This is a genomic window from Corynebacterium uterequi (assembly GCF_001021065.1).
Lineage (GTDB): Bacteria > Actinomycetota > Actinomycetes > Mycobacteriales > Mycobacteriaceae > Corynebacterium > Corynebacterium uterequi.
The window spans coordinates 1,258,382-1,277,994 of record NZ_CP011546.1; the positions used below are offsets into that span (position 1 = coordinate 1,258,382).

Consider the following 19,613-nt stretch of genomic DNA (forward strand, 5'->3'; position numbering starts at 1 on the left):
TTAGGCGTTGGCAGGCTGGCTCGGCTGCCCATCCAGCGCGGTCACGCGCCCGCGCAACAGCGTCGCCTTCACCTTCGTGCTGAAGGTGAGATCGTGGTAGGGGGTGTTCTCAGCCTTCGACGCCAACTCTTCCCGGTCCACCGTCCACTCGTGCTCCGGGTCGACGAGAGTGAGGTTCGCCGGCTCGCCCACCGCGATCGGGCGACCGTGATCAGGAAGCCGGGTGATCTGCGCCGGCCGCTCACTCATCACCTTCGCGACGAAACGCCAATCCGCCAGACCAGGCTTGACGAAGATCTCGGCAATGATCGCAAGCGACGTCTCCAGCCCGAGCATGCCCGGCCGGGCGACGTCGAACTCGCAGCACTTCTCCTCCGAACCGTGCGGGGCGTGGTCCGTAGCCACGCAGTCGATCGTGCCGTTGAGCAGCGCCTCGCGCAGCGCCACGGTGTCGGACTCCTCACGCAGCGGGGGGTTTACGCGGTAGACGCCGTCGTAGGACTCCAGCTTCGCGTCAGTGAGCAGCAGGTGATGCGGTGTGGCCTCTGCGGTGACGGAAATCCCCTGCTGCTTCGCCCAGGCGAGCAGCTCGACGGTTCCCGCCGTCGACGCGTGGCACACGTGCAAGCGCCCGCCGTAGTCGCGCGTCATGATGATGTCCCGAGCCACGATGGATTCCTCGGCGACCCGCGGCCAGCCGCGCAAGCCCAGCCGCGCGGCGGTCGAACCCTCGTGGGCCACGGCGCCCTCCGTGAGCCGGTGGTCCTCCGAGTGCTGGGCGAGCAAAACGTCCAGCCCGGCAGCGTACTCGATGGCGCGGCGCATGATGAGGGGATTGTCCACGCAGCGGCCGTCGTCGGAGAACATCCGCACCTTCGCATCGCCGGCGGCCATCATCCCATACTCGGTCAGCGATTCGCCCTTGAGTCCCTTGGTGATGGATCCCACCGGGTGGACGTCGCACAGCCCCGCGGCTTGGCCTTTGTGCCACACCGAGTCGGCGATCACCGGCTGGTCCATGACCGGTTGCGTGTTCGCCATGGTGAACACGGCGGTGAAGCCTCCCAGGGCGGCCGCCTGGGAGCCGGTGACAATGGTCTCAGTGTCCTCGCGGCCTGGCTCGCGCAGGTGTACGTGCATATCCACCAGCCCGGGCAGCAGCACCGCACCGTCGCCGTCGATGACCGTCGCGTCCTCGGGCACCGCCGGCGCGTCCGCGGCGTCGGGGCGGTAGTCGAGGCTGGCGATGACGCCGTCGGTGATGAGCACCGTGACCGGGTCGCCTTCGCCGTAGATGCGGACGTTTTGAAGAACGGTAGTTCCGGAGTTATTCATAGTCATTTCTCGTCCTGAAAGTCCTTGAGCTTTTCCTCGGCTACGCCAGTGACGCATCGGCGCCGGCGATTAGGGTGAACAACACGGCCATGCGCACGTGCACGCCGTTGTTTACCTGCTGAAGGACGGCGGTCCGGTCCAGATCCGCCACCCGGTAGTTGATTTCCATGCCGCGCAGCATCGGGCCGGGGTGCATGACGATCGCGTGGTCGGCGAGCATCCGCTCCCGGCGGGCCGACAGCCCGTACAGCGCCGCGTACTCACGCTGCGAGGGGAAGAACCCGCCATGCATGCGTTCGGCCTGCACGCGCAGCATCATGACCACGTCGGCACCTGGGATCTCGGAGTCGAAATCGTAGGCAACCCGTACCGGCCACTTCTCCACCCCAGCAGGCAACAGCGACGGCGGGGCGATGAGCACGACCTCGGCGCCCAGGGTGGACAGCAGGTCAACGTTCGACCGGACGACGCGCGAATGCAGGCAGTCGCCGACGATGAGCACCTTCCGGCCTTCGAGGCCGCCGAGGCGCTGGCGCATGGTGACCGCGTCGAGCAGCGCCTGCGTGGGGTGCTGGTGAGCTCCGTCGCCGGCGTTGATGACGCTGGGGCCCTGCCCGCCCGGGGCCACCCAGCCACTCAGCAGCTTCGCCGCGCCTGAGGACGGGTGGCGCATGATAATGGCGTCGGCACCGATCGCGGTCAGGGTCAAGCCGGTGTCCTTGAGTGACTCGCCCTTCTTCACGCTCGATGACGACGCCGAAATGTTGATGACATCCGCGCTCATCCACTTGCCGGCCGTCTCAAACGACGATCGGGTACGGGTGGAATTCTCATAGAAGAGGGTGAACACGGTCCGCCCGCGCAGTGTGGGCAGTTTCTTGATCTCGCGGTCGAGCAACGTCTCGCGGAAGCGATCCGCCTCATCCATGATGCCGAGGATTTCGTCCTTGCTGAGATCGGCAATATCCAACAGGTGCTTCATGTCTCTACCGGCCTGCGCTTTCCTCTGTGCCTTCGTCCTGGTTTACCTGCGAGCCGCTGTCGTAGCGGGTCAGGATGACGGCGTCGCGGCCGTCGATGGCTTCGGTGAGAACCTGCACGTCCTCGGATCGCGAGGTAGGCAGGTTTTTGCCGACATAATCCGCCCGAATCGGCAGTTCTCGGTGGCCGCGGTCCACGAGGACCGCCAGTTGCACGGCGGCCGGGCGGCCCAGGTCGCGCAGGGCGTCGAGCGCCGCGCGGATCGTCCGGCCGGAGAAAAGCACGTCGTCGACGAGCACGACGATGGTGCCGTCCACCCCCACCGACGGGATGGTGGTGGGACGCAGCGCGCGGTGTGGGCCTCGGCGCAGATCATCCCGGTACAAGGTGATATCCAGGGAGCCGGTCGGCACCGCCACCCCAGAGAATTCGGCGATCTTCTCGGCCAGCCGCGTTGCCAGCGGCACTCCCCCGGAGGGAATGCCAAGGAGCATGACCGGGGCCTGCTCTGCGGAACCGAGCGCATTCTTTTCAATGATCTGGTGCGCGATGCGTGCGACAGTGCGAGCAACGTCGTCGGAGCCCAGCAGCTCCGAGCTCGTTACCCTCAGTGACTGTGTTTCACTCATCGTGACCTCCTTTCCCGCCTCACAGTGCGGTATTTAAAGGATGGTTGATGGTTATTAAGTTATGCCGGCAGCAGCCTACCACGCCGACGCGCCCAGGTTCCACGCGCTAGCGTGGGCGCATGAGCTTCTCCCACACCCATAGCGTCGACGCCCCGGTCGAGAAGGTCTGGCGATGGCACACCCGCCCCGGTGCCGTCGAAAGACTGACCCCACCCTTCGCCCCCATGCGGGTTCGTGCCGAAGCCGATAACCTGCGCGACGGCGTCACCGTCTTTCGCCTCGCCCGCGGACTCACCTGGCGCGCCGAGCACCAGGCCGACGGCTTTCGTGACGGGGAACGCTTTAGCGACCTATGCACCTCTGCTCCCCTAGCGCAGCTCACCCGCTGGCACCACACCCACGACTTTCACCCCGATGGTGAGCTGCGCACCCTCGTGACCGACACGGTAGACACGACTGTCCCGGCGGCGCTGCTGAAGCGCACGTTCGCCTACCGCCAGCACCAGCTCAACGGCGACCTCGCCGCCTTGGATCGGCTCGCGGATTTCGACGCTCGGCCACTGAGGATCGCGTTAACCGGTTCCCGCGGAACGGTCGGTCGAGCACTGCGAGCACAGCTCGGCACCGCCGGCCACACCGTCGTACCCCTGGTGCGCTCCGGCGCTAAGGAAGGTGAGCGGCTGTGGAACCCGGACCGGCCTGCCCCGGACCTGCTCGACGGCATCGACGCCGTCATCCATCTGGCCGGAGAACCCATCTTCGGGCGCTTCACCGACGCGCATAAGGCGCGCATTTTCGCCTCCCGGGTCGGGCCGACGCGTCGGCTCGCCGAGGTGGCCGCCACGGCCGGGGTGGACGTGTTCGTCTCCGCTTCCGCCATCGGAGCCTACGGAGCCGACCGCGGTGAGGAGCCACTTGCCGAAGACGCTGGCTACGGCGACGGCTTCCTCGCGGACGTCGTTAAGGCCTGGGAGCACGCCACCCAGCCAGCGTCCGCCGCAGGCGTGCGCGTCGTCACCATTCGCACGGGCATCGCACTGAGCGCCGCCGGCGGCATGCTGCCGCTGCTTCGGGCCCTGTACTCGACGGGGCTCGGTGGTCCTATCGGCGACGGAACGCAGACCATGTCGTGGATCGCCCTCGACGACCTCACCGACATCTACCTTCGGGCCGTCCTCGATCCGGGACTCTCCGGTCCGATCAACGCCGTGGCACCCCACCCGGTAACGGGACGCGACTTCGCCACCACCCTGGCGTCGGTCATGCACCGGCCGGCGCTACTCACCGTGCCCGAGATGGGCCCGAAACTGCTCATCGGAGACGAGGGAGCGCGAGAACTCGCGCTCGCCAACCAACACGTCGTCGCCCAGGCGCTCACCGATCGCGGCCACGTCTTCCGCTACCGGCAGCTCAGCGACGCACTACGCCACGAACTCGGGCACGAATCGATGCTTCGGTAGATTACAAAGCGCACTAGTGCCCATCGACACAGCAGAAAGGATGGACTATGGCCGATTCAGAATCCAGCGCGTTGCCGGATACGCCGATTGAGCCCCTCACCATCAGCCGGATTGAGGAAATCCTCACCAGCGAGGGCATAGAGTACCGCACCGACGAGATTCCCGGGCCGGAGGACACCACCCGCACCGTGGTCCACACCGGCTACCGAAACTCAGCGCTGACCTTCGTCCACGACGCCGACGTCCTCATCTGCGACTCCATTTGGCGCGGCGAGCTCGACGTCGCCGAGGCCCCCAGCGTGCTCGCCGCGGTGAGCAATTGGAACCAGATGCGCATCACCCCAACCTTGCGGTTCTTCGAGCAGCATGGCTCCAACCTCGTCATCAGCGCCTACCGGCAGCTCTACGTGGGCGAAGGCGTGAGCCGGAACCAGCTCGGAGGGTTCATCCTGTCCAGCCTGGCCGCGATCCTGGAGGCCTACGCGAGCCTGGAAGACCGCTTCCCCGACGCCGTGACCTGGAGGTACGAAGAGTAATGGGCTTTGAAGAATTCCTGCCCCCCGCCCCGGACAACACGCACACCCTGCCGGAGGTGACCCTGGAGCGGGTTATCCACGCCATGGCCGGTCACGGCGTGGAACTCACTCCTGCCGAACACAACGTTCCGGCCGCGTCCGCCAACCTCAACGGCGTAGCGGTGAGCTTCGGCTGCCTGGGAACAACAGTGATCGTTCGCGCAGAGGCGCTCACCGACATTGACACCACCTCCGGGGACGCGGTGCTGTACATGGCCGCGAACCAGGTCAACAGCTTGCAGATGCTCGCCCGGGCGGCGGTGGTGGACCAAGCGGACAAGTTGATTGTGCGGACCGAACACGAAATTGCCGCCGGGGCCGGCCTCAGCGACGAGCAGCTCGCCGGCGCGCTGAAGGCAGCGGTCGACGGCGTGCTCGCCACCATGGACGGGCTGACAGTCGTCGCCGAGCAGCTTCGGGAGGCGTTCCCGAGCCAGGGCTAGTCCAGCCTGGGGGCCTCGTCGCTCGGCGCCGCTTCGGCGGGAGCCTCTAGTGAGGCTTCCGCGGACTCGGAGGCGTCGTCGGCATCGTCGGTGTCGTCGAGCACGGCGTTCATCGGATTGTCCGGGGAGCCAGCGTGCGCGATGTCATCGAGCACGGCGTGGATATACGGCGCCGCCTTGTCGGTGGAGTATTGCGTCGCGATCTCCACGGCATCGACAACGCTAATGGGCGCGTCGACGTCATCATTGAACATGACTTCCCAGCCAAGAACGCGAAGGATGGCCCGGTCGACAGCCGGGAGCCGTTCCAGCGTCCACTGCTCGGACAGGAAACGCTCGATGGCGGCGTCGATCTCGTCGAGCTTTACCGCCGTTCCCGACACGAGCTCGCGGGTGTACTGCGCAATCGGAGCCACTCCGGATTCTTGATCGTGCGACAACGCGATCCGCTCGTCGACGATCGCCACCGGGTCAACGTCACGAACCTCCGCCTCGAAGATGATGTCGACGGCGCGGCGACGCGCCCGGTAGCGCGCGCCATGGCGCCGGTCACGCTTGTGGGAAGTGCTCACGGAACTCTCTTCGGGTTTTGCTTACTGGGAAACGCGGGACAGGTACTCGCCGCTGCGGGTGTCAATCTTCAGCACGTTGCCGATCTCGATGAACAGCGGAACCTGCACCTCGGCACCGGTCTCCAGCGTGGCCGGCTTGGTGCCGCCGGAGGAACGGTCGCCCTGCAGGCCCGGCTCGGTGTGCTCGACCTTGAGGTCGACGGACACCGGCAGCTCGCCGAAGAGAGCCTCGCCGTCGTGGAAGGAGACCTGAACGCGCATGTTCTCCAGCAGGAACTTGCCGGCCGCACCGAAGGCGTCGTGGGACAGCTCGAACTGCTCGTAGGTCTTATCGTCCATGACAACGTAGGACGAACCATCGTCGTAGAGGTAGGTCATATCGCGACGGTCGACGGTGGCGGTCTCCACCTTCACGCCAGCGTTGAAGGTCTTGTCGATGGTCTTGCCGGACACAACCTCCTTGAGCTTGGTGCGGACGAAGGCGGGACCCTTACCCGGCTTGACGTGCTGGAACTCAGTGATCTGCGAGAGCTTGCCATCGATAACGAGGACAAGACCATTCTTGAAGTCGGCAGTAGTTGCCACGGAAGTCTCCTACGAAGGTGTCGGATAAAGGTCGAAAAACTTGAGCCAGTCTACACGAGCAGGAGGTTCTTATCCCCATCGGTGATAAGGACCGGTCCGTCGGCCGTGATGAGCAACGTGTCTTCGATCCGCACTCCGCCCCGCCCCGGTACGTAGATACCGGGCTCGATGGTCAGAGTCATATTCTCAACGAGGGTTCCCTGGCCGTTTTGCGCGGCCGACGGCGCCTCATGGACGTCGAGGCCCACTCCGTGGCCCGTGGAGTGCACGAAGTACTCGCCGTAACCGGCTTCGGCAATGATGTCGCGGCACGCGGCGTCGACGCGCGTTAATTCGGTGCCCACCGTCGCCGCGTCGATGCCTGCCAGTTGCGCGCGCAGGACGACGTCGTAGATCTCGGCCGCGAAGCCGTCGGCCTGCCCCACCACGACCGTGCGCGTCATGTCCGAGTTGTAGCCGTTGAGGTGAGCGCCGAAATCGACGGTCACCAAATCTCCCTGTTCCAGGACGCGCCCTTCCGCTCCGTGGTGCGGCTTCGCCGAATTGGGACCCGAGGCGACGATCGTGTCAAAGCTCGTGCGCTCCCCTCCTTCGATCCTCATGAGGTACTCCAGCCGGGCGGCTACCTCCCGCTCCGTCACGCCCGCCTTGATCGCGTGCTCGGACAGCAACGTCGCCCAGGCTCGGTTGGCGACAGCGGCGACGGTGCGAAGCGCGTTGATCTCGTCCGCGTCCTTGATTAGTCGTAGGTCCTCGACGAGCCGGCCGGCGGCGACGAGTTCCGCGCCGTTCACATGTGAGGTCAAGGCCGAGAACGCGGCCATGCTGAGGTGCGAATCCTCGACGCCGATCCGCACCGAGCCTGCGGAGACCGCCTCCTTGGCCTTATCAATAAGCGTCGCGGAGCCGTCGCGCACGATCGTGGCGGCGAGGTCGGGGACTTCCTGAGCGATCTGGGTGGTGTACCGGCCGTCGGTGGTGATGGCGGCGGAGCCGTCGGCAAGAACGAGCAGGTGGGCGTTCGAGCCGGAGAAACCTGAGAGGTAACGCAGGTTGGGCAGATGGGTGATGAGGATGGCGTCGAGACCGCGCTCACGCAGGCTCTCGGCGAGCCGACGGCGCCGGGCCTGGTAGTCGGGCCCCTGCCGCGTGGCATCGGAATGGGTGGGGGACGAAGTGTCAAGCTGCATGGCGTCATGATAGCCCTGCCAACGTGGCCGCCGGGCGCGGGGTGGACAGGCAGGGCCGGCACCAAAATTACCCCCTTTCCAGGGTGGCCAGGTCGCCACTGACCAGCCATTTTTGTTCGGGGTGTAACACCTTTCACACAGGTGTCCCAAAAAGTGTGGTGAAGCTAAAGATCTGCTATTCTGACCGGCGAACCCTAAGGGTTTGCTGAATACCACCTAATTGAAAGGCACTAAGCCGTGGACTTCCTTCTTCAGATCCCGGATGCACTCGCTGCCCTGACCGTTCACGGTCCGGCCCCGATCGAGCTTCCGGAACACGTGAACCTCGAGGCCCCCGAGACCATCACGGTTGGTGACATCTCCGGCGAGAACGGTGACACCACCGCCCTCAACGACGGCTCCGCTGACTGGGGCTTCGACGAGAACACCTTCGGCAACAACGGCTCCGCCGAGTGGGGTTCCTCCCAGGATGGTGCCGAGTTCTCCTCCCGCGACGGTGACTACACCTCCTCCTTCGGTCAGGAAGGCTCCGCCGATTGGGGCTCCTCTCAGGATGGTCTGTCCTCCGAGTGGACCTCCTCCAACGACCAGACCTCCTCCACCGACCAGTTCGGCTCCTCTCAGGCTGACCTCGGCGGCTCCTCCAGCGCTGGTGGCGAGGGTGGCAACGGCTCCTCCGGCGCCCTCGGCGGCCTCGGCGGCCTGGTTGCCCCGCTGCTCAAGGGCCTGATCGGCTCCTAAAGCCCCGTCCGTCACCACGAAGCGCATGCTTCGTGGTCTGAAAGGTTCAACATGGATTTCCTCATCTCTGTTCGCGAACTCCTGGACGGCATTTTCGCCGGTTCAGTGACCGGCGGACCGCTGAGCTCGATCACCTTCCCGGAAAAGATCGTCTTTGAAGCGCCGGAGAGCATCTCCGTCGGCGACATCACTTCCTCGAATGGTGACGTCGAGATTCTCAACCACGCTTCGTCCAACTGGGGCTCGTCCGACAACGAGTTCTTCAACCACGCCTCTTCTGGCTGGGGTTCGTCGCAGGATGGCGCCGAGTTCTCATCCCGAGACGGGGACTACACCTCGTCGTTCGGGGATGAGGGGTCCGCTAACTGGGGTTCGTCCCAGGATGGGTTGTCCTCCGAGTGGTCTTCGTCTAACGATCAGACCTCCTCCACGGACCAGTTCGGTTCTTCGAATGGCCCGGCCGTCGACGATGCCAAGCCTGAGCCTGTCGAGGCTGGCGATCAGCCGGCTGGCGATGACGCCGCTGCCGGTGCCGACACGAAGCCGGCGGCCGGCGAAGCTGCTGGCAAGCCGGAGGCCGAAGCAACCGGCGAGGGCAAGCCGGAAGGCGAAGCAACCGGCGAGGGCAAGCCGGAAGGCGAAGCCGCTGAGAAGCCGTCTACGGAGTCAAAGCCGGAGGCCGGCGATAACGCCAAGCCGGGCGAGGCTACTGAGAAGCCGACTGCTGAGGCTGGAACCGAAGCTAACAAGCCTGCTGAAGAACCTGCAGGCAAGCCCGCCGCAGCTTCCGAGACCACTAAGCCGACCGAGTCCGGTGCCGCTGAGACCACCGAGCCGAAGCCGGAAGAGAAGCCGACCGCCCCGGAGACTACCGCCAAGCCGGAGACCACCGAAGGCGCTAAGGCTGAGGCCTAGCGCTGGTCCGTCGCTTTCCTGGACAACACCCAACACAACTTAAGGATTCGAGAAAACATGGATTTTCTTCTTCAACTCCCCGAAGCCCTGCTTAACATGACCGTCCACGGCCCGGCCCCCATCGCCCTGCCGGACCTGACCTTCGGCGCTCCCGACGACATCTCCGTCGGCGACGTCACCGCCACCAACGGCGACTCCGAGCTGCTCAACGGCGGCTCCGCCGACTGGGGCATCGACGGCAACAAGTTCGGCAACGAGGCCTCCTCCGCGTGGGGTTCCTCCTTCGACAAGGCTGAGTTCTCCTCGCAGGACGGCAACTACGGTTCCTCCTTCGGCCAGGAAGGCTCCGCCGGCTGGGGTTCCTCCCAGGATGAGCTGTCCTCTACCTGGACCGCTGAGAACACCCAGACCTCCTCCACCGACCAGTTCGGTTCCTCCGGCCTGAACTTCGGTGGCGCTGAGCCGAAGGCCGAGGAAAAGTAGTAGCCATGGATTTCCTCGTTCAGCTACCCGAACTGCTTAACTTCGAGGCCCCGGACACCATCGAGGTCAACGACGTCTCGTTCACCAACGGGGCCACCGACGCCCTCAACGGCGGATCCGCCGACTGGGGCATCGACGAGAACACCTTCGGTAACCACGGCTCCGCCGCGTGGGGTTCCTCCCAGGAATCCGCCGAGTTCTCCTCCCGTGACGGTGACCACACCTCTTCCTTTGGGCAGGGAGGCTCCGCTGAATGGGGTTCTTCCCAGAATGAGCTGTCCTCTGCGTGGACCGCGGAGAACACCCAGACCTCGTCGACTGACGAGTTCGGTTCCTCCGCTGCCACCCTGCCGGAGACCGGCGGCAGCAGCCTCGACGGCCTGGGGAAGATCATTGGTGGCGCCGCGGGCACCGCAGCCGGTAACCCGCTGTCCATCATCTCGATCATCACCGGCCTTTCCTCCTAGGGAAAGCTAGCCGACAACACAAACGGCAGGAAACGAGCGAAAGCTTGTTTACCTGCCGTTTTGTTATGCCGTTGACCCAACCCCGCGCGGCATGCGAGGTGCCGCGTCTAGCCCTGGGCGAGGTAATGCAAAGCCGCCTCGTAGCCGTAGGCTCCCAAACCGGCAATGACTCCCCGGGCGATAGGCGACAAGTAAGAGTGGTGCCGGAACTCCTCCCGGGCGTGAACGTTGGAAATGTGCACTTCCACGAAGCCGGCCCCGTCGGCAACTTCGGCCAATGCGTCGCGCAGCGCCACCGACGTATGTGTCCACCCGCCGGGATTGATGATGACCGCCGCGTTGGCGTCGGCCGCCTCATGGATAACGTCTAGCAAGACGCCCTCGTGGTTAGACTGCGCGCAGCGCACCTCGAAGCCCAGCTGCTCCCCCACCTCGGTGCAGCGTCGTTCGACGTCAGCAAGTGTCGTGGTCCCGTACACTTCCGGCTGGCGCTTGCCCAGCCGGTTGAGATTCGGTCCGTTGAGGACATACACGATGCGCGTCATGCCTGTGCCTCGTTGGGAGAGGTGATCGACGCATAAGCGCCGCGGAGTTCGTCGAGGCTCGGGCCCTCGATGCGGGTCATGACACCCACTTCTCCGTCGAGCGCGACGAATCGAATAGTCCCGGCCCGATTCTTCTTATCCCGAGTCATGACGGTGTACAGGTCGTCGAAACGCCCCGGCTCGTAGCCGGTGGGCAGGCCAACGGAGCGGAGAATGCGGCGATGGCGCTCCACCAGATCTGCCGAAATAAGGCCTCGCCCGCGGGCGAGCTCGGCCGCGAACATCATGCCCACGGCGACGGCGCTGCCGTGACGCCACCGGTAGTTCTCGTAACGCTCCACTGCATGGCCGAACGTGTGCCCGTAGTTGAGGATCTCCCGCAAGCCGGACTCCTTGAGGTCCTGGCCAACTACTCGGGCCTTAACGCTCACCGAACGGGCGACGAGGTCGGCTAGCCGATCACCGACGGTGAGGCAGCCAGCCGGATCCTCTTCGTAGTGGGCAAGAATCTGCTCATCAGCGATGAAACCCGTCTTGATGATCTCTGCGCTGCCGGCCACCAAGTCGCTAGCCGGCAGAGTGTGAAGCCGCGCCAGGTCGATGAACACGCCGATGGGTTCGTGGAACGCTCCGACGAGGTTCTTGCCCGCTTCGGTATTGATACCGGTCTTTCCGCCCACGGCCGCATCCACCATGGCAAGCAGAGTGGTCGGTACCTGGATGACGTCGATGCCACGCATCCATGCCGCCGCCACGAAGCCGGCTAGGTCGGTCGCCGCTCCCCCGCCCAGGCCAATAATCAGGTCCTGGCGTCCGAAGGCGGCCGCTCCCAGGGCGTCCCAGAGGCGCCCGGCGGTCGCTAAGGTCTTGCCGTCCTCGGCGTCGGGGATCTCAAGACACGTCACCTTCACACCAGCGTCCTGGGCCAGCGCCGCGCTCAGCTCGCGGGCCGCGTCGGCGAGCGGCGGCTGGTGCACAATAGCCACCCGAGTCGCGGGGTGGTCAGCCACCAGCGCTGCAATCTTGGCGTCGAGGTCCTGGCCGATGAGCACGTCATAGGGGCGGGGTCCGTTGACCGTAATCGTCGTCACGATGGGCACACCATTCTTTAGAAGGATTCCAGGAAGGAGAGGATGTCGGCGACGAGCTGCTGCGGTGATTTATCGTCGCTGCGCAGGCGGTATCCCGCCACCTCGTGATAGTAGGGCTCGCGGGTGGCGATGAGGTTGCGATAGTGCTCTAGCGGATCATCGGCGTCGAGCACCGGCCGGGTTCCTTCGTCGCGGGTGCGGCGGTAGCCTTCCTCGGCGCTGACATCGACCCACACGACAGTATGGCCGGTCAGCAGAGCCCGGGTTGAGTCGGTGAGGACGGCCCCACCGCCGAGGCTGAGGACGCCGCCCATCTGGAGAGCGTCGGCGATGACTTCCGCCTCCAATTCGCGAAAGCGCGGTTCGCCGACCGCGGTGAACAGCTCCCCGCAGGTCATCCCGTGCCTTTTCTCCAGCAAGAGATCGGAGTCTACAAGCGGGAGGTTGAGGGTGCGCGAAAGGCGACGTCCGATGGTGGACTTTCCGGCTCCGGGCGGGCCTACCAGCACCACACGCGGGGCGGAATGGCAGGACCGGGTTGCAGCCTGAGGGATCATGACTTTCCCATCTCCTAGAAGGTCAAACGGGTGGCGACGTAGGCCTGGTACGCCGCAATGGAGCGAGTGATCTCGGCCAGCGAATCGCCGCCGAACTTGTGAAGAACCGCCCGGGCGAGAACAAGGGCCACCATGGCTTCGGCGACGACGGCGGCGGCGGGGACGGCGCACACGTCGGAGCGCTGGTGGATGCCCGTCGCGGCGGAACCGTCCGCCATGTCCACGGTCTTCAATGCACGCGGAACGGTAGAGATCGGTTTCATCGCGGCTCGTACGCGCAGCGGTTGCCCGTTGGTCATCCCGCCTTCCAGACCGCCGGCGCGGTTGGTCAATCGGGTGACTCCGTCGGCGCTGCGAACCATCTCGTCGTGTGCTTCGGAACCACGACGGCGGGCTTCTTCGAAGCCATCGCCGATCTCTACTGCCTTGATCGCCTGAATGCCCATGAGAGCGGCGGCGAGCTGGGCGTCAAGGCGTTCGTCGCCCGACACGTGCGAACCCAAGCCGATCGGCAGCCCGGAGACCACCACCTCGACGATGCCGCCGAGGGTATCCCCGGCCTTCTTGGCGGCGTCGATCTCGGCGATCTGGGAGGCTTCGGCGGCGCTGCTGAAGGCGCGGGTAGGACTGGCGTCGATGGCGTCGATGTCCGCTGCGGTGGGTGCGGGACCCTCGTAGGGCTCGGAACGGCCGATGGAGATGACGTGAGAGACGATCTCCACGCCGAGCGCTTCCCGAAGAAAGTTGCGAGCGACGGTGGCGGCCGCTACCCGGGCGGCGGTCTCGCGGGCCGAGGAGCGCTCAAGGATGGGGCGAGCGTCATCGTGGCCGTACTTCACCATGCCGGCGAAGTCGGCGTGTCCGGGCCGAGGCCGAGTCAGCTTCGCGCCGCGGCCGGAGTTCATGGCCGCGGCCACCTCCGGGTCCGTCATATCCAACGGGTCCGGGGACATGATGGTCGTCCACTTCGGCCATTCGGAATTGCCGATGATGATCGAGATGGGGCTTCCCAGGGTACGGCCGTGGCGGATGCCAGTTAGCAGGGTGAGGTCGTCCGCTTCGAACTTCATTCGAGCCCCGCGGCCATATCCAAGACGACGGCGGGCTAGCTGATGACCGATCTCTTCGGCGGTGACAGGCACCCCAGCGGGCATATTTTCAATCAAGGCCACGATGCCTCGGCCGTGGGATTCTCCGGCGGTCGTCCAACGCAACATAGGGATTATTATCGCACGAGGTCTTACGCCGGCGACTATCGCCCGGCTTCACCAGCATCCTCCAGCCACTGCCCCAATAAGCATCGCTGGGCCGTGTGGAGTGCCAGCTTGAGGGCGGCCGGATGCCGCGAGCCCGGATATCGCCCCGATGAGTGAGGAAACTATCACCGCGCGCAGTACACCGAGCGGCCCACCGAACGCAGCTACGAGAATGCCCAACGGCACGGCTAGTTTAAGGTCTCCCCCACCGATGCCGCCGCGTCTGGCCGCCACGGCCGCGTAGAGTACTGGCCACCCCAGGCCGACGAACCACCCCGGGTCCCACAGCAGCGCGCAGAGGCAGGCCGCCACACCTGGCGGCAGGGTGAGCCCGTTGGGCAGTCGGAGACTACGAATATCACTGATGCTCAGGGCTGCTGCCCAGCCAGCGAGGACAAGGATGCTTAGGCTCATGTCCGCTGAGCCTAAGGCCTAGATCCCGAGGTCCTCCTCCAGCGCCGAGCGCATCTGTGGATAAGGTGCCTTGCGGCCAGTGAAAGCCTCGAATTGTGGACAGGCTTGGTGCACGAGCATGGCATGTCCACCCACGGTGCGATAGCCATTCGCCGCGGCGTGGACGGTCAGCGGGGTGGGCCAGGGGTCATAGATGACATCGAGGATCGGGGCGTGGCCAAGGTCGCGCTCGTGTCCCTTGACAGCCGCAGCGGGAACGGTGGAAATGACGACGTCGGCCTGCCGGCTCGCCGTGGCCAGATCGGCGTCGAAATCCACGAACTGTGCGGTGATGCCGCAGGTCTCAAGCAGCTCACTAAGCTCTGCTTCACGGTCGGAGCGGTTGACGATGGTGACGTCGCGGCATCCTCGCTCAGCCAGAGCCCACAGCGCCGGCCGGGCGGTTCCGCCGGCGCCCACCACCACAGCGCTAGTGATCCCTACCGCGCCAAGAAGCTCGTCCAGGCAACCGAGCACGCCCACGCCATCGGTGTTGTCGGCGTACCACCCGTCGCCGGTGCGCACGAGGGTGTTGGCCGCCCCGATCACCCGCGCGCGCTCGGAGGCGTCGTCGGCGAGCGCCAGCGCCTCAAACTTGCCTGGCATGGTCACGGAGAACCCGGCGAAGCTCGCATCGGACTCTTCGACGGTTCGGCGCACGTCGTCGGCGCGGGTCTCGATGCGCAGGTACTCCCAGTCGGTCAAACCCAACGCCCGATAGCCGGCGTTGTGGATTAGTGGGGACCGGGAGTGGTGAATGGGCGAACCCAGGACGGCGGCGCGGTGGCGGATCGGAGTCACGGGGTCGTCCTTCTTTCTTCGGCGGCGTTCGGTGGCGGGTAGTGATCGGGGTTTGGTTACCGGTTGGAGTCTAGGACGCCGCTGTCGAAGGCCTGCTGTTGGGCTTCGTTGTGGGCTTCCAGCGAGCTGTTGAAGATGGTCGTCCCGTCCTTGTCCACTGTGACGAAGTAGAGCCAGTCACCTTCCGCCGGGTTCTCCATGGCACGGATCGCTTCCTCGCTCGGGGATGCGATGGGGGTTTGCGGCAAGCCGTCCGAAGCGTAGGTGTTCCACGGCGTGACGCGCTCCCGGTCCGCGTCGGTGGTAGCGGTCTCCACGGTCTCAAGGTCGTAGTTGACGGTCGAGTCCATCTGAAGCCGCATGGGCAGCTCCAGGCGGTTGAGGATGACGCGAGCGACCTTGTCGAACTCGCCGGCCGGTGCTTCCCGTTCCACGATTGACGCCGCGGTGAGCAGCTCATAGGGGGTCAGATTGATGGCCTTCGCCCGATCGACGATGCCAGTGTCGTTGTACACCTTCGTCGATCGTGTGAGCAGATCGGTGAGGATCTCCTGCGCGGACATGCCGGGATTAACGACATACTGGCCGGGGCTAATGAGCCCCTCCAGGCGCTTCGGGTCATCCCCGCGCGCCCGGATCGGTTCCAGCGCCCACTCGGGGGCGCCGAGCTCTGCGGGGTCGACGGTGGCCGCCACCCGCTCCAGATCGGCCGCGGTGACACACCCGTCGTTGCCGGTCACGCTGCACGCCACCTGGGAGATCTGCGTGTAGATACCGAAGCGGACGTCGCCGTTCGTCAGGTGTAGATCCATCAAGGTCATGCCGGGGTTGACGTTGAGCATGTCGATCTTATTGTCCGGGTTGGTCAACACGTCGACGGCGGCCTCGGCGCCCATCCCCTCCCGGAGGCGATAGAAACCCGGGTACACCTCGTGCGACTTAATGTTCAACGAGGCGGCGGTGAGGAACTCGGAGGCGCTGTCGACGATGCCCTTGTTCTCCAGCTCGGGGGCGATCTCGCTCAGCGTCGAGCCCTCCGCAACCTCGACGAGGACCTCGGCGCCTTGGCCTTTCCCAGGCCCCGGGAGTGCCAAACTCACGCCGAGAACCGCGATGACTCCGACGAGCAAGATGAGAGCCGCGGAGATGAACGCAGTTCCGCGCTGTTGGGGCTTGGAGTGGCGCCCACGCCGACGCCGGCGATGAGCTCGATGATTATGCTTCATCGGCGGTTTCTTCCTCTTCCATACGGGCCAGCGCCATCTTTCGGGCGTCGAGCCAGGATTGCAGGATCTCGACGGCCGCGACCTGATCGATGATCGACTTACTGTTCTTGGCCTTCACTCCGACCGCTTGCAGAGCGCTCATCGCGGTCACCGTGGTGAGGCGCTCGTCGGCGAAGCGGATGGGGATCGGGGTACCGGCGTTAGTCAGGCGGCGATTCAGCCGGAAGGCAATCTCCTTGGCGTGCTTCACGCTCGCCGAGCCATTGCCCTTGAGGTCGCGGGGCAGCCCGACGATGATCTCCACCGCGTCATACTCGGCGATGATCTCAAGCAGGCGGTCGATATCGCCCTTGTCCCGATCCTTGAAACCGGTCTCCCGGCGGACTGTCTCCACCGGGGTAGCGAGCACGGCCGAGCGGTCAGAGGAGGCTACGCCGATGCGGACCGTGCCGACATCGAGCGCGATCCGCCGACCGTCGCCGGGGTCCTGCTCGCCTGGGGTATCCGGGGTCGGCTTCATTGCCCTCCTTTGTTGGACATCTGACTATGTAACCAATTCGTTATTTTAACCGGTTACTGCCCGACCCCGATAATGGACTAGCTGAGAGTTTCCACAATGGCGGCGAAACCGGCGTCGATCCCGCCCGGCTCGGTGCCAGATCCCTGCGCCATGTCCGGCTTTCCGCCGCCGCGACCGCCGACGTACTGGCCGAATACCTTAACCAGCTCACCCGACTTCACCCCCGCGGCGACGGCCTCCGGAGTGGCGGCCACAATGAAGGGGACCTTGTCACCGTCGGCGCTGGCGAGCACCACAACGCCGGAGGTACCGGCCAGCTTGCCACGCAGATCGGTAGCGAGGATTCGCAGGTCACCGCCGGAGATGCCATCGGGCACGCGGACGGCAACGAGGGTGTGCGCACCCACCGTGGTCTGCTCGGACAGCAGCGACGCGGCGTTGGACAACAGTTGGGCCTGGCGAAGGGTAGCGATCTCCTTCTCGGCGGCCTTGATCCGCTCCGCCATCTGCTGGATGCGATCAGGCAGCTCGGCGGACTTCACCTTGAGCTCACCGGCCAGAGCCGACGCCAGCGCCGACTCGGCGGAGAAGTGCTGGAATGCGGCCATGCCCGAGTAGGCCTCGACGCGGCGGGCACCGGAGCCGACCGAGCCTTCAGAGAACACGGCGATGGGCCCAATCTCCGCGGAGGTGGCGACGTGCGTGCCGCCACACAGCTCACGGGAGAAGTCGCCACCGATCTCGACAACGCGCACCTGAGAACCGTAGTTCTCGCCGAATAGCGCCATGGCGCCCATCTTCTTGGCCTCGTCGAGGGAGGTTTCCACGGTGTTGACCGTGAAGTTGGCGTCCACCGCCTGGTTGGTGATGGTGGCCACCTCGCGCAGCTGCTCGTCGGTGAGGGCCTCAGTGTACTGGTAGTCGAAGCGCAGGTAGCCGGGGCGGTTGAGCGAGCCGGCCTGGACGGCGGTGGGGCCGAGCACCTGGCGTAGCGCAGCGTGAATGAGGTGGGTGCCGGAGTGCGCCTGGGTCGCGCCGTGGCGCCAGGTGGCGTCGACGGTGGCGGTGACCTTGTGGCCGAGCTCAATGCCGCCGGAGACGACGGTGGCCTTGTGGATCCACAGCTTCTTGCCGATCTTCTGCACGTCGGTGACGTCAAGGACCGTATCTCCGGCGACGAGCTGACCGCGGTCGCCCATCTGTCCGCCGGACTCGGCGTACATCGGGGTGGCGTCGAGGATAACCTCCACCGCGTCGCCGGCGGCAGCGCTGGTCGCAGACACACCGTCGACGACCAGGCCAATCACGGTGGCCTCGCCACTGAGATCGGTGTAGCCGAAGAACTCGGTCGGGTTGTTATCCACCCACTCGCGGTAGATGGACTGATCGGTGTGGCCGTGCTTCTTGGCGGCGTTGTCCGCCTTGGCGCGGGCCCGCTGGGCCGCCATGGCCTTGTCGAACTCGACCATGTCCACCTTGAGGCCGGCCTCGGCGGCCATCTCAACGGTGAGGTCGATGGGGAACCCGTGGGTATCGTGCAGCTCGAAAGCCTCCGCACCGCCGAGTACGGTCTTGCCGGAGTCCTTCAGCGCCGCGGCGGCCGAGTCGAACAGCTGCGTGCCGGATTCGAGGGTCTTGAGGAACGCCTTTTCCTCGGTGATGGCGACGCGGATGATGCGCTCCCGGTTCTCTGTGATCTCCGGGAAGGACGGGGTCATCGTGTCCATGATCGTGTTCATGAACACCTCCAGGGCGGGTCCGGTGGCGCCGAGGATGCGAGCGGAGCGAATAATGCGTCGCATGAGGCGGCGCAGGATGTAGCCACGGCCCAGGTTCGACGGGGTCACGCCGTCGAGGATGAGCATCATGGCGGTGCGGGAGTGATCGGCGATGACCCGGAAGCGGATATCGTCGTCCTGCTTGGCGCCGTAGGCCGCGCCGGTGACCTGCTGTGCGGCGTCGATGACCGGCCGCAGCAAGTCCGTCTCGTAGACGTTGTCCACGCCCTGCAGGATGCACGCGACGCGCTCAACACCCATGCCGGTATCGATGTTCTTCTTGGGCAGCTCCCCGACGATCTCGAAGTTGCCCTTCTTGTCGCCAGGTCCACGCTCGAACTCGGTGAAGACCAGGTTCCAGATCTCCATGTAACGGTTGTCGTCGGCCTCCGGCCCGCCGTCGGCGCCGTACTCCGGGCCGCGGTCGTAGTAGATCTCCGAGCACGGGCCGGCCGGGCCGGGAATGCCCATGGACCAGTAGTTGTCCTCCATCCCCATGCGCTGGATCCGCTCGGCCGGGATGCCGACCTCCTTGTTCCAGATCTCCGCGGCCTCATCGTCGTCGAGGTACACCGTCACCCACAGCCGCTCGGGGTCCAGGCCCAACCCGCCGTCGTCCACCGGCTTGGTCAGCAGGTCCCAGGCGTAGTGGATGGCTTCACGCTTGAAGTAGGCGCCGAAAGAGAAGTTGCCCGCCATCTGGAAGAACGTGTTGTGGCGGGTGGTGATGCCTACCTCGTCGATGTCGAGGGTACGCACGCACTTCTGGATGGAGGTGGCCGTTCCGTTCTTAAAGGGCGGCGTCTCCTGGCCCAGGAAGTAGGGCTTAAACGGCACCATGCCGGCGTTGACGAACAGCAGCGTCGGGTCATCCAGAATCAGCGAGGCGCTGGGGACCGCGGTGTGGCCGTTGTCGACGAAGTGCTGGGTGAACCGTTCCCGGATCTCATGGGTCTGCATGCGCGACGACACCTTCCATGCGTTAAGAAGTCAAAAATCGTCTTGAGTGT

The 19,613-nt window shown here is 65.3% G+C and carries 22 protein-coding genes; 7 read left to right on the plus strand and 15 right to left on the minus strand.

Annotated features, from left to right (window positions below):
• From CUTER_RS05870 to pyrR, 3 genes are read right to left on the minus strand one after another with little or no spacing between them, the layout of a single operon-like run.
• Positions 1-1,341, minus strand: coding sequence for a dihydroorotase (locus CUTER_RS05870; protein ID WP_047259649.1), 1,341 nt, complete (start codon positions 1,339-1,341; stop codon positions 1-3).
• A 34-nt stretch (positions 1,342-1,375) separates the two neighbouring features.
• A complete protein-coding gene (locus CUTER_RS05875; RefSeq protein ID WP_047259650.1) occupies positions 1,376-2,317 on the minus strand; it encodes an aspartate carbamoyltransferase catalytic subunit in 942 nt (313 codons plus the stop codon).
• Positions 2,318-2,321: 4 nt separating this feature from the next.
• On the minus strand, positions 2,322-2,945 hold the full coding sequence (pyrR, locus tag CUTER_RS05880) for a bifunctional pyr operon transcriptional regulator/uracil phosphoribosyltransferase PyrR (protein WP_047259651.1): 624 nt from the start codon (positions 2,943-2,945) through the stop codon (positions 2,322-2,324).
• A gap of 119 nt (positions 2,946-3,064) precedes the next feature.
• Here pyrR and CUTER_RS05885 point away from each other — a divergent pair, with 119 nt between their 5' ends.
• The 3 genes from CUTER_RS05885 to CUTER_RS05895 are packed head-to-tail and all read left to right on the plus strand — an operon-like array spanning position 3,065 to position 5,423.
• Complete coding sequence (locus CUTER_RS05885; RefSeq protein ID WP_047259652.1) at positions 3,065-4,405, plus strand: TIGR01777 family oxidoreductase; 1,341 nt, start codon at positions 3,065-3,067, stop codon at positions 4,403-4,405.
• Between the two features lie 47 nt (positions 4,406-4,452).
• Positions 4,453-4,941 carry a YbjN domain-containing protein gene (locus CUTER_RS05890; protein WP_047259653.1) on the plus strand — a complete coding sequence of 163 codons (489 nt, stop codon included), beginning with the start codon at positions 4,453-4,455 and terminating at the stop codon, positions 4,939-4,941.
• A complete protein-coding gene (locus CUTER_RS05895; protein ID WP_047259654.1) occupies positions 4,941-5,423 on the plus strand; it encodes a YbjN domain-containing protein in 483 nt (160 codons plus the stop codon). The genes CUTER_RS05890 and CUTER_RS05895 overlap by 1 nt, the downstream gene beginning before the upstream one ends.
• Here CUTER_RS05895 and nusB read toward each other — a convergent pair.
• The 3 genes from nusB to CUTER_RS05910 are packed head-to-tail and all read right to left on the minus strand — an operon-like array spanning position 5,420 to position 7,770.
• Positions 5,420-5,995, minus strand: a complete 576-nt coding sequence (gene nusB / locus CUTER_RS05900) for a transcription antitermination factor NusB (RefSeq protein ID WP_047259655.1) — start codon at positions 5,993-5,995, stop codon at positions 5,420-5,422. The genes CUTER_RS05895 and nusB overlap by 4 nt on opposite strands.
• 21 nt (positions 5,996-6,016) lie before the next feature.
• Positions 6,017-6,580, minus strand: coding sequence for an elongation factor P (gene efp, locus CUTER_RS05905; protein WP_047259656.1), 564 nt, complete (start codon positions 6,578-6,580; stop codon positions 6,017-6,019).
• A gap of 50 nt (positions 6,581-6,630) precedes the next feature.
• Entirely contained in the window at positions 6,631-7,770 is a 1,140-nt protein-coding gene (locus CUTER_RS05910; RefSeq protein WP_082121291.1) for a M24 family metallopeptidase, read from the minus strand.
• A 237-nt stretch (positions 7,771-8,007) separates the two neighbouring features.
• On the opposite strand from CUTER_RS05910, the gene CUTER_RS05915 reads away from it, so the two are divergent.
• Genes CUTER_RS05915 through CUTER_RS05930 form a run of 4 tightly spaced genes read left to right on the plus strand, consistent with a single transcriptional unit; the run spans position 8,008 to position 10,376 of the window.
• Positions 8,008-8,511 carry a hypothetical protein gene (locus CUTER_RS05915; RefSeq protein ID WP_047259657.1) on the plus strand — a complete coding sequence of 168 codons (504 nt, stop codon included), beginning with the start codon at positions 8,008-8,010 and terminating at the stop codon, positions 8,509-8,511.
• Positions 8,512-8,562: 51 nt separating this feature from the next.
• The gene (locus CUTER_RS11060) at positions 8,563-9,426 is read left to right on the plus strand and encodes a prolipoprotein diacylglyceryl transferase (RefSeq protein ID WP_052844051.1); all 864 of its coding nucleotides are present in this window, start codon (positions 8,563-8,565) and stop codon (positions 9,424-9,426) included.
• 57 nt (positions 9,427-9,483) lie between these two features.
• Complete coding sequence (locus CUTER_RS05925) at positions 9,484-9,909, plus strand: hypothetical protein (protein ID WP_047259658.1); 426 nt, start codon at positions 9,484-9,486, stop codon at positions 9,907-9,909.
• 5 nt (positions 9,910-9,914) lie between these two features.
• The gene (locus tag CUTER_RS05930; protein WP_047259659.1) at positions 9,915-10,376 is read left to right on the plus strand and encodes a hypothetical protein; all 462 of its coding nucleotides are present in this window, start codon (positions 9,915-9,917) and stop codon (positions 10,374-10,376) included.
• A 107-nt stretch (positions 10,377-10,483) separates the two neighbouring features.
• Here CUTER_RS05930 and aroQ read toward each other — a convergent pair whose 3' ends face one another.
• From aroQ to alaS, 9 genes are all read right to left on the minus strand, one after another.
• Positions 10,484-10,921 carry a type II 3-dehydroquinate dehydratase gene (gene aroQ / locus CUTER_RS05935; RefSeq protein ID WP_047259660.1) on the minus strand — a complete coding sequence of 146 codons (438 nt, stop codon included), beginning with the start codon at positions 10,919-10,921 and terminating at the stop codon, positions 10,484-10,486.
• The gene (gene aroB / locus CUTER_RS05940) at positions 10,918-12,021 is read right to left on the minus strand and encodes a 3-dehydroquinate synthase (RefSeq protein ID WP_407919160.1); all 1,104 of its coding nucleotides are present in this window, start codon (positions 12,019-12,021) and stop codon (positions 10,918-10,920) included. Before aroB ends, aroQ begins: the two co-directional genes overlap by 4 nt.
• An 8-nt stretch (positions 12,022-12,029) precedes the next feature.
• Positions 12,030-12,569: a shikimate kinase gene (locus CUTER_RS05945; protein WP_047259661.1), complete on the minus strand. Its 540-nt coding sequence runs from the start codon at positions 12,567-12,569 to the stop codon at positions 12,030-12,032.
• A gap of 14 nt (positions 12,570-12,583) precedes the next feature.
• A complete protein-coding gene (gene aroC / locus CUTER_RS05950) occupies positions 12,584-13,786 on the minus strand; it encodes a chorismate synthase (protein WP_047259662.1) in 1,203 nt (400 codons plus the stop codon).
• Between the two features lie 48 nt (positions 13,787-13,834).
• Positions 13,835-14,239 carry a prepilin peptidase gene (locus CUTER_RS11340; protein WP_082121292.1) on the minus strand — a complete coding sequence of 135 codons (405 nt, stop codon included), beginning with the start codon at positions 14,237-14,239 and terminating at the stop codon, positions 13,835-13,837.
• An 18-nt stretch (positions 14,240-14,257) separates the two neighbouring features.
• Entirely contained in the window at positions 14,258-15,079 is an 822-nt protein-coding gene (locus CUTER_RS05955; RefSeq protein WP_201775026.1) for a shikimate dehydrogenase, read from the minus strand.
• 56 nt (positions 15,080-15,135) lie between these two features.
• On the minus strand, positions 15,136-16,305 hold the full coding sequence (gene mltG, locus CUTER_RS05960; RefSeq protein WP_047259663.1) for an endolytic transglycosylase MltG: 1,170 nt from the start codon (positions 16,303-16,305) through the stop codon (positions 15,136-15,138).
• Entirely contained in the window at positions 16,295-16,825 is a 531-nt protein-coding gene (gene ruvX / locus CUTER_RS05965) for a Holliday junction resolvase RuvX (RefSeq protein WP_047259664.1), read from the minus strand. Before ruvX ends, mltG begins: the two co-directional genes overlap by 11 nt.
• A gap of 77 nt (positions 16,826-16,902) precedes the next feature.
• On the minus strand, positions 16,903-19,563 hold the full coding sequence (alaS, locus tag CUTER_RS05970) for an alanine--tRNA ligase (protein WP_047259665.1): 2,661 nt from the start codon (positions 19,561-19,563) through the stop codon (positions 16,903-16,905).
• Positions 19,564-19,613: the final 50 nt, after the last annotated feature.

Bases quoted from the DNA above. Each gene is read 5' to 3' on its own strand.
- CUTER_RS05870 (WP_047259649.1), bottom strand. From the start codon at position 1,341: ATGACTATGAATAACTCCGGAACTACCGTTCTTCAAAACGTCCGCATC.
- CUTER_RS05875 (WP_047259650.1), bottom strand. From the start codon at position 2,317: ATGAAGCACCTGTTGGATATTGCCGATCTCAGCAAGGACGAAATCCTC.
- pyrR (WP_047259651.1), bottom strand. From the start codon at position 2,945: ATGAGTGAAACACAGTCACTGAGGGTAACGAGCTCGGAGCTGCTGGGC.
- CUTER_RS05885 (WP_047259652.1), top strand. From the start codon at position 3,065: ATGAGCTTCTCCCACACCCATAGCGTCGACGCCCCGGTCGAGAAGGTC.
- CUTER_RS05890 (WP_047259653.1), top strand. From the start codon at position 4,453: ATGGCCGATTCAGAATCCAGCGCGTTGCCGGATACGCCGATTGAGCCC.
- CUTER_RS05895 (WP_047259654.1), top strand. From the start codon at position 4,941: ATGGGCTTTGAAGAATTCCTGCCCCCCGCCCCGGACAACACGCACACC.
- CUTER_RS05910 (WP_082121291.1), bottom strand. From the start codon at position 7,770: ATGCAGCTTGACACTTCGTCCCCCACCCATTCCGATGCCACGCGGCAG.
- CUTER_RS11060 (WP_052844051.1), top strand. From the start codon at position 8,563: ATGGATTTCCTCATCTCTGTTCGCGAACTCCTGGACGGCATTTTCGCC.
- CUTER_RS05925 (WP_047259658.1), top strand. From the start codon at position 9,484: ATGGATTTTCTTCTTCAACTCCCCGAAGCCCTGCTTAACATGACCGTC.
- CUTER_RS05930 (WP_047259659.1), top strand. From the start codon at position 9,915: ATGGATTTCCTCGTTCAGCTACCCGAACTGCTTAACTTCGAGGCCCCG.
- aroQ (WP_047259660.1), bottom strand. From the start codon at position 10,921: ATGACGCGCATCGTGTATGTCCTCAACGGACCGAATCTCAACCGGCTG.
- CUTER_RS05945 (WP_047259661.1), bottom strand. From the start codon at position 12,569: ATGATCCCTCAGGCTGCAACCCGGTCCTGCCATTCCGCCCCGCGTGTG.
- aroC (WP_047259662.1), bottom strand. From the start codon at position 13,786: ATGTTGCGTTGGACGACCGCCGGAGAATCCCACGGCCGAGGCATCGTG.
- CUTER_RS11340 (WP_082121292.1), bottom strand. From the start codon at position 14,239: ATGAGCCTAAGCATCCTTGTCCTCGCTGGCTGGGCAGCAGCCCTGAGC.
- mltG (WP_047259663.1), bottom strand. From the start codon at position 16,305: ATGAAGCATAATCATCGAGCTCATCGCCGGCGTCGGCGTGGGCGCCAC.
- ruvX (WP_047259664.1), bottom strand. From the start codon at position 16,825: ATGAAGCCGACCCCGGATACCCCAGGCGAGCAGGACCCCGGCGACGGT.
- alaS (WP_047259665.1), bottom strand. From the start codon at position 19,563: ATGCAGACCCATGAGATCCGGGAACGGTTCACCCAGCACTTCGTCGAC.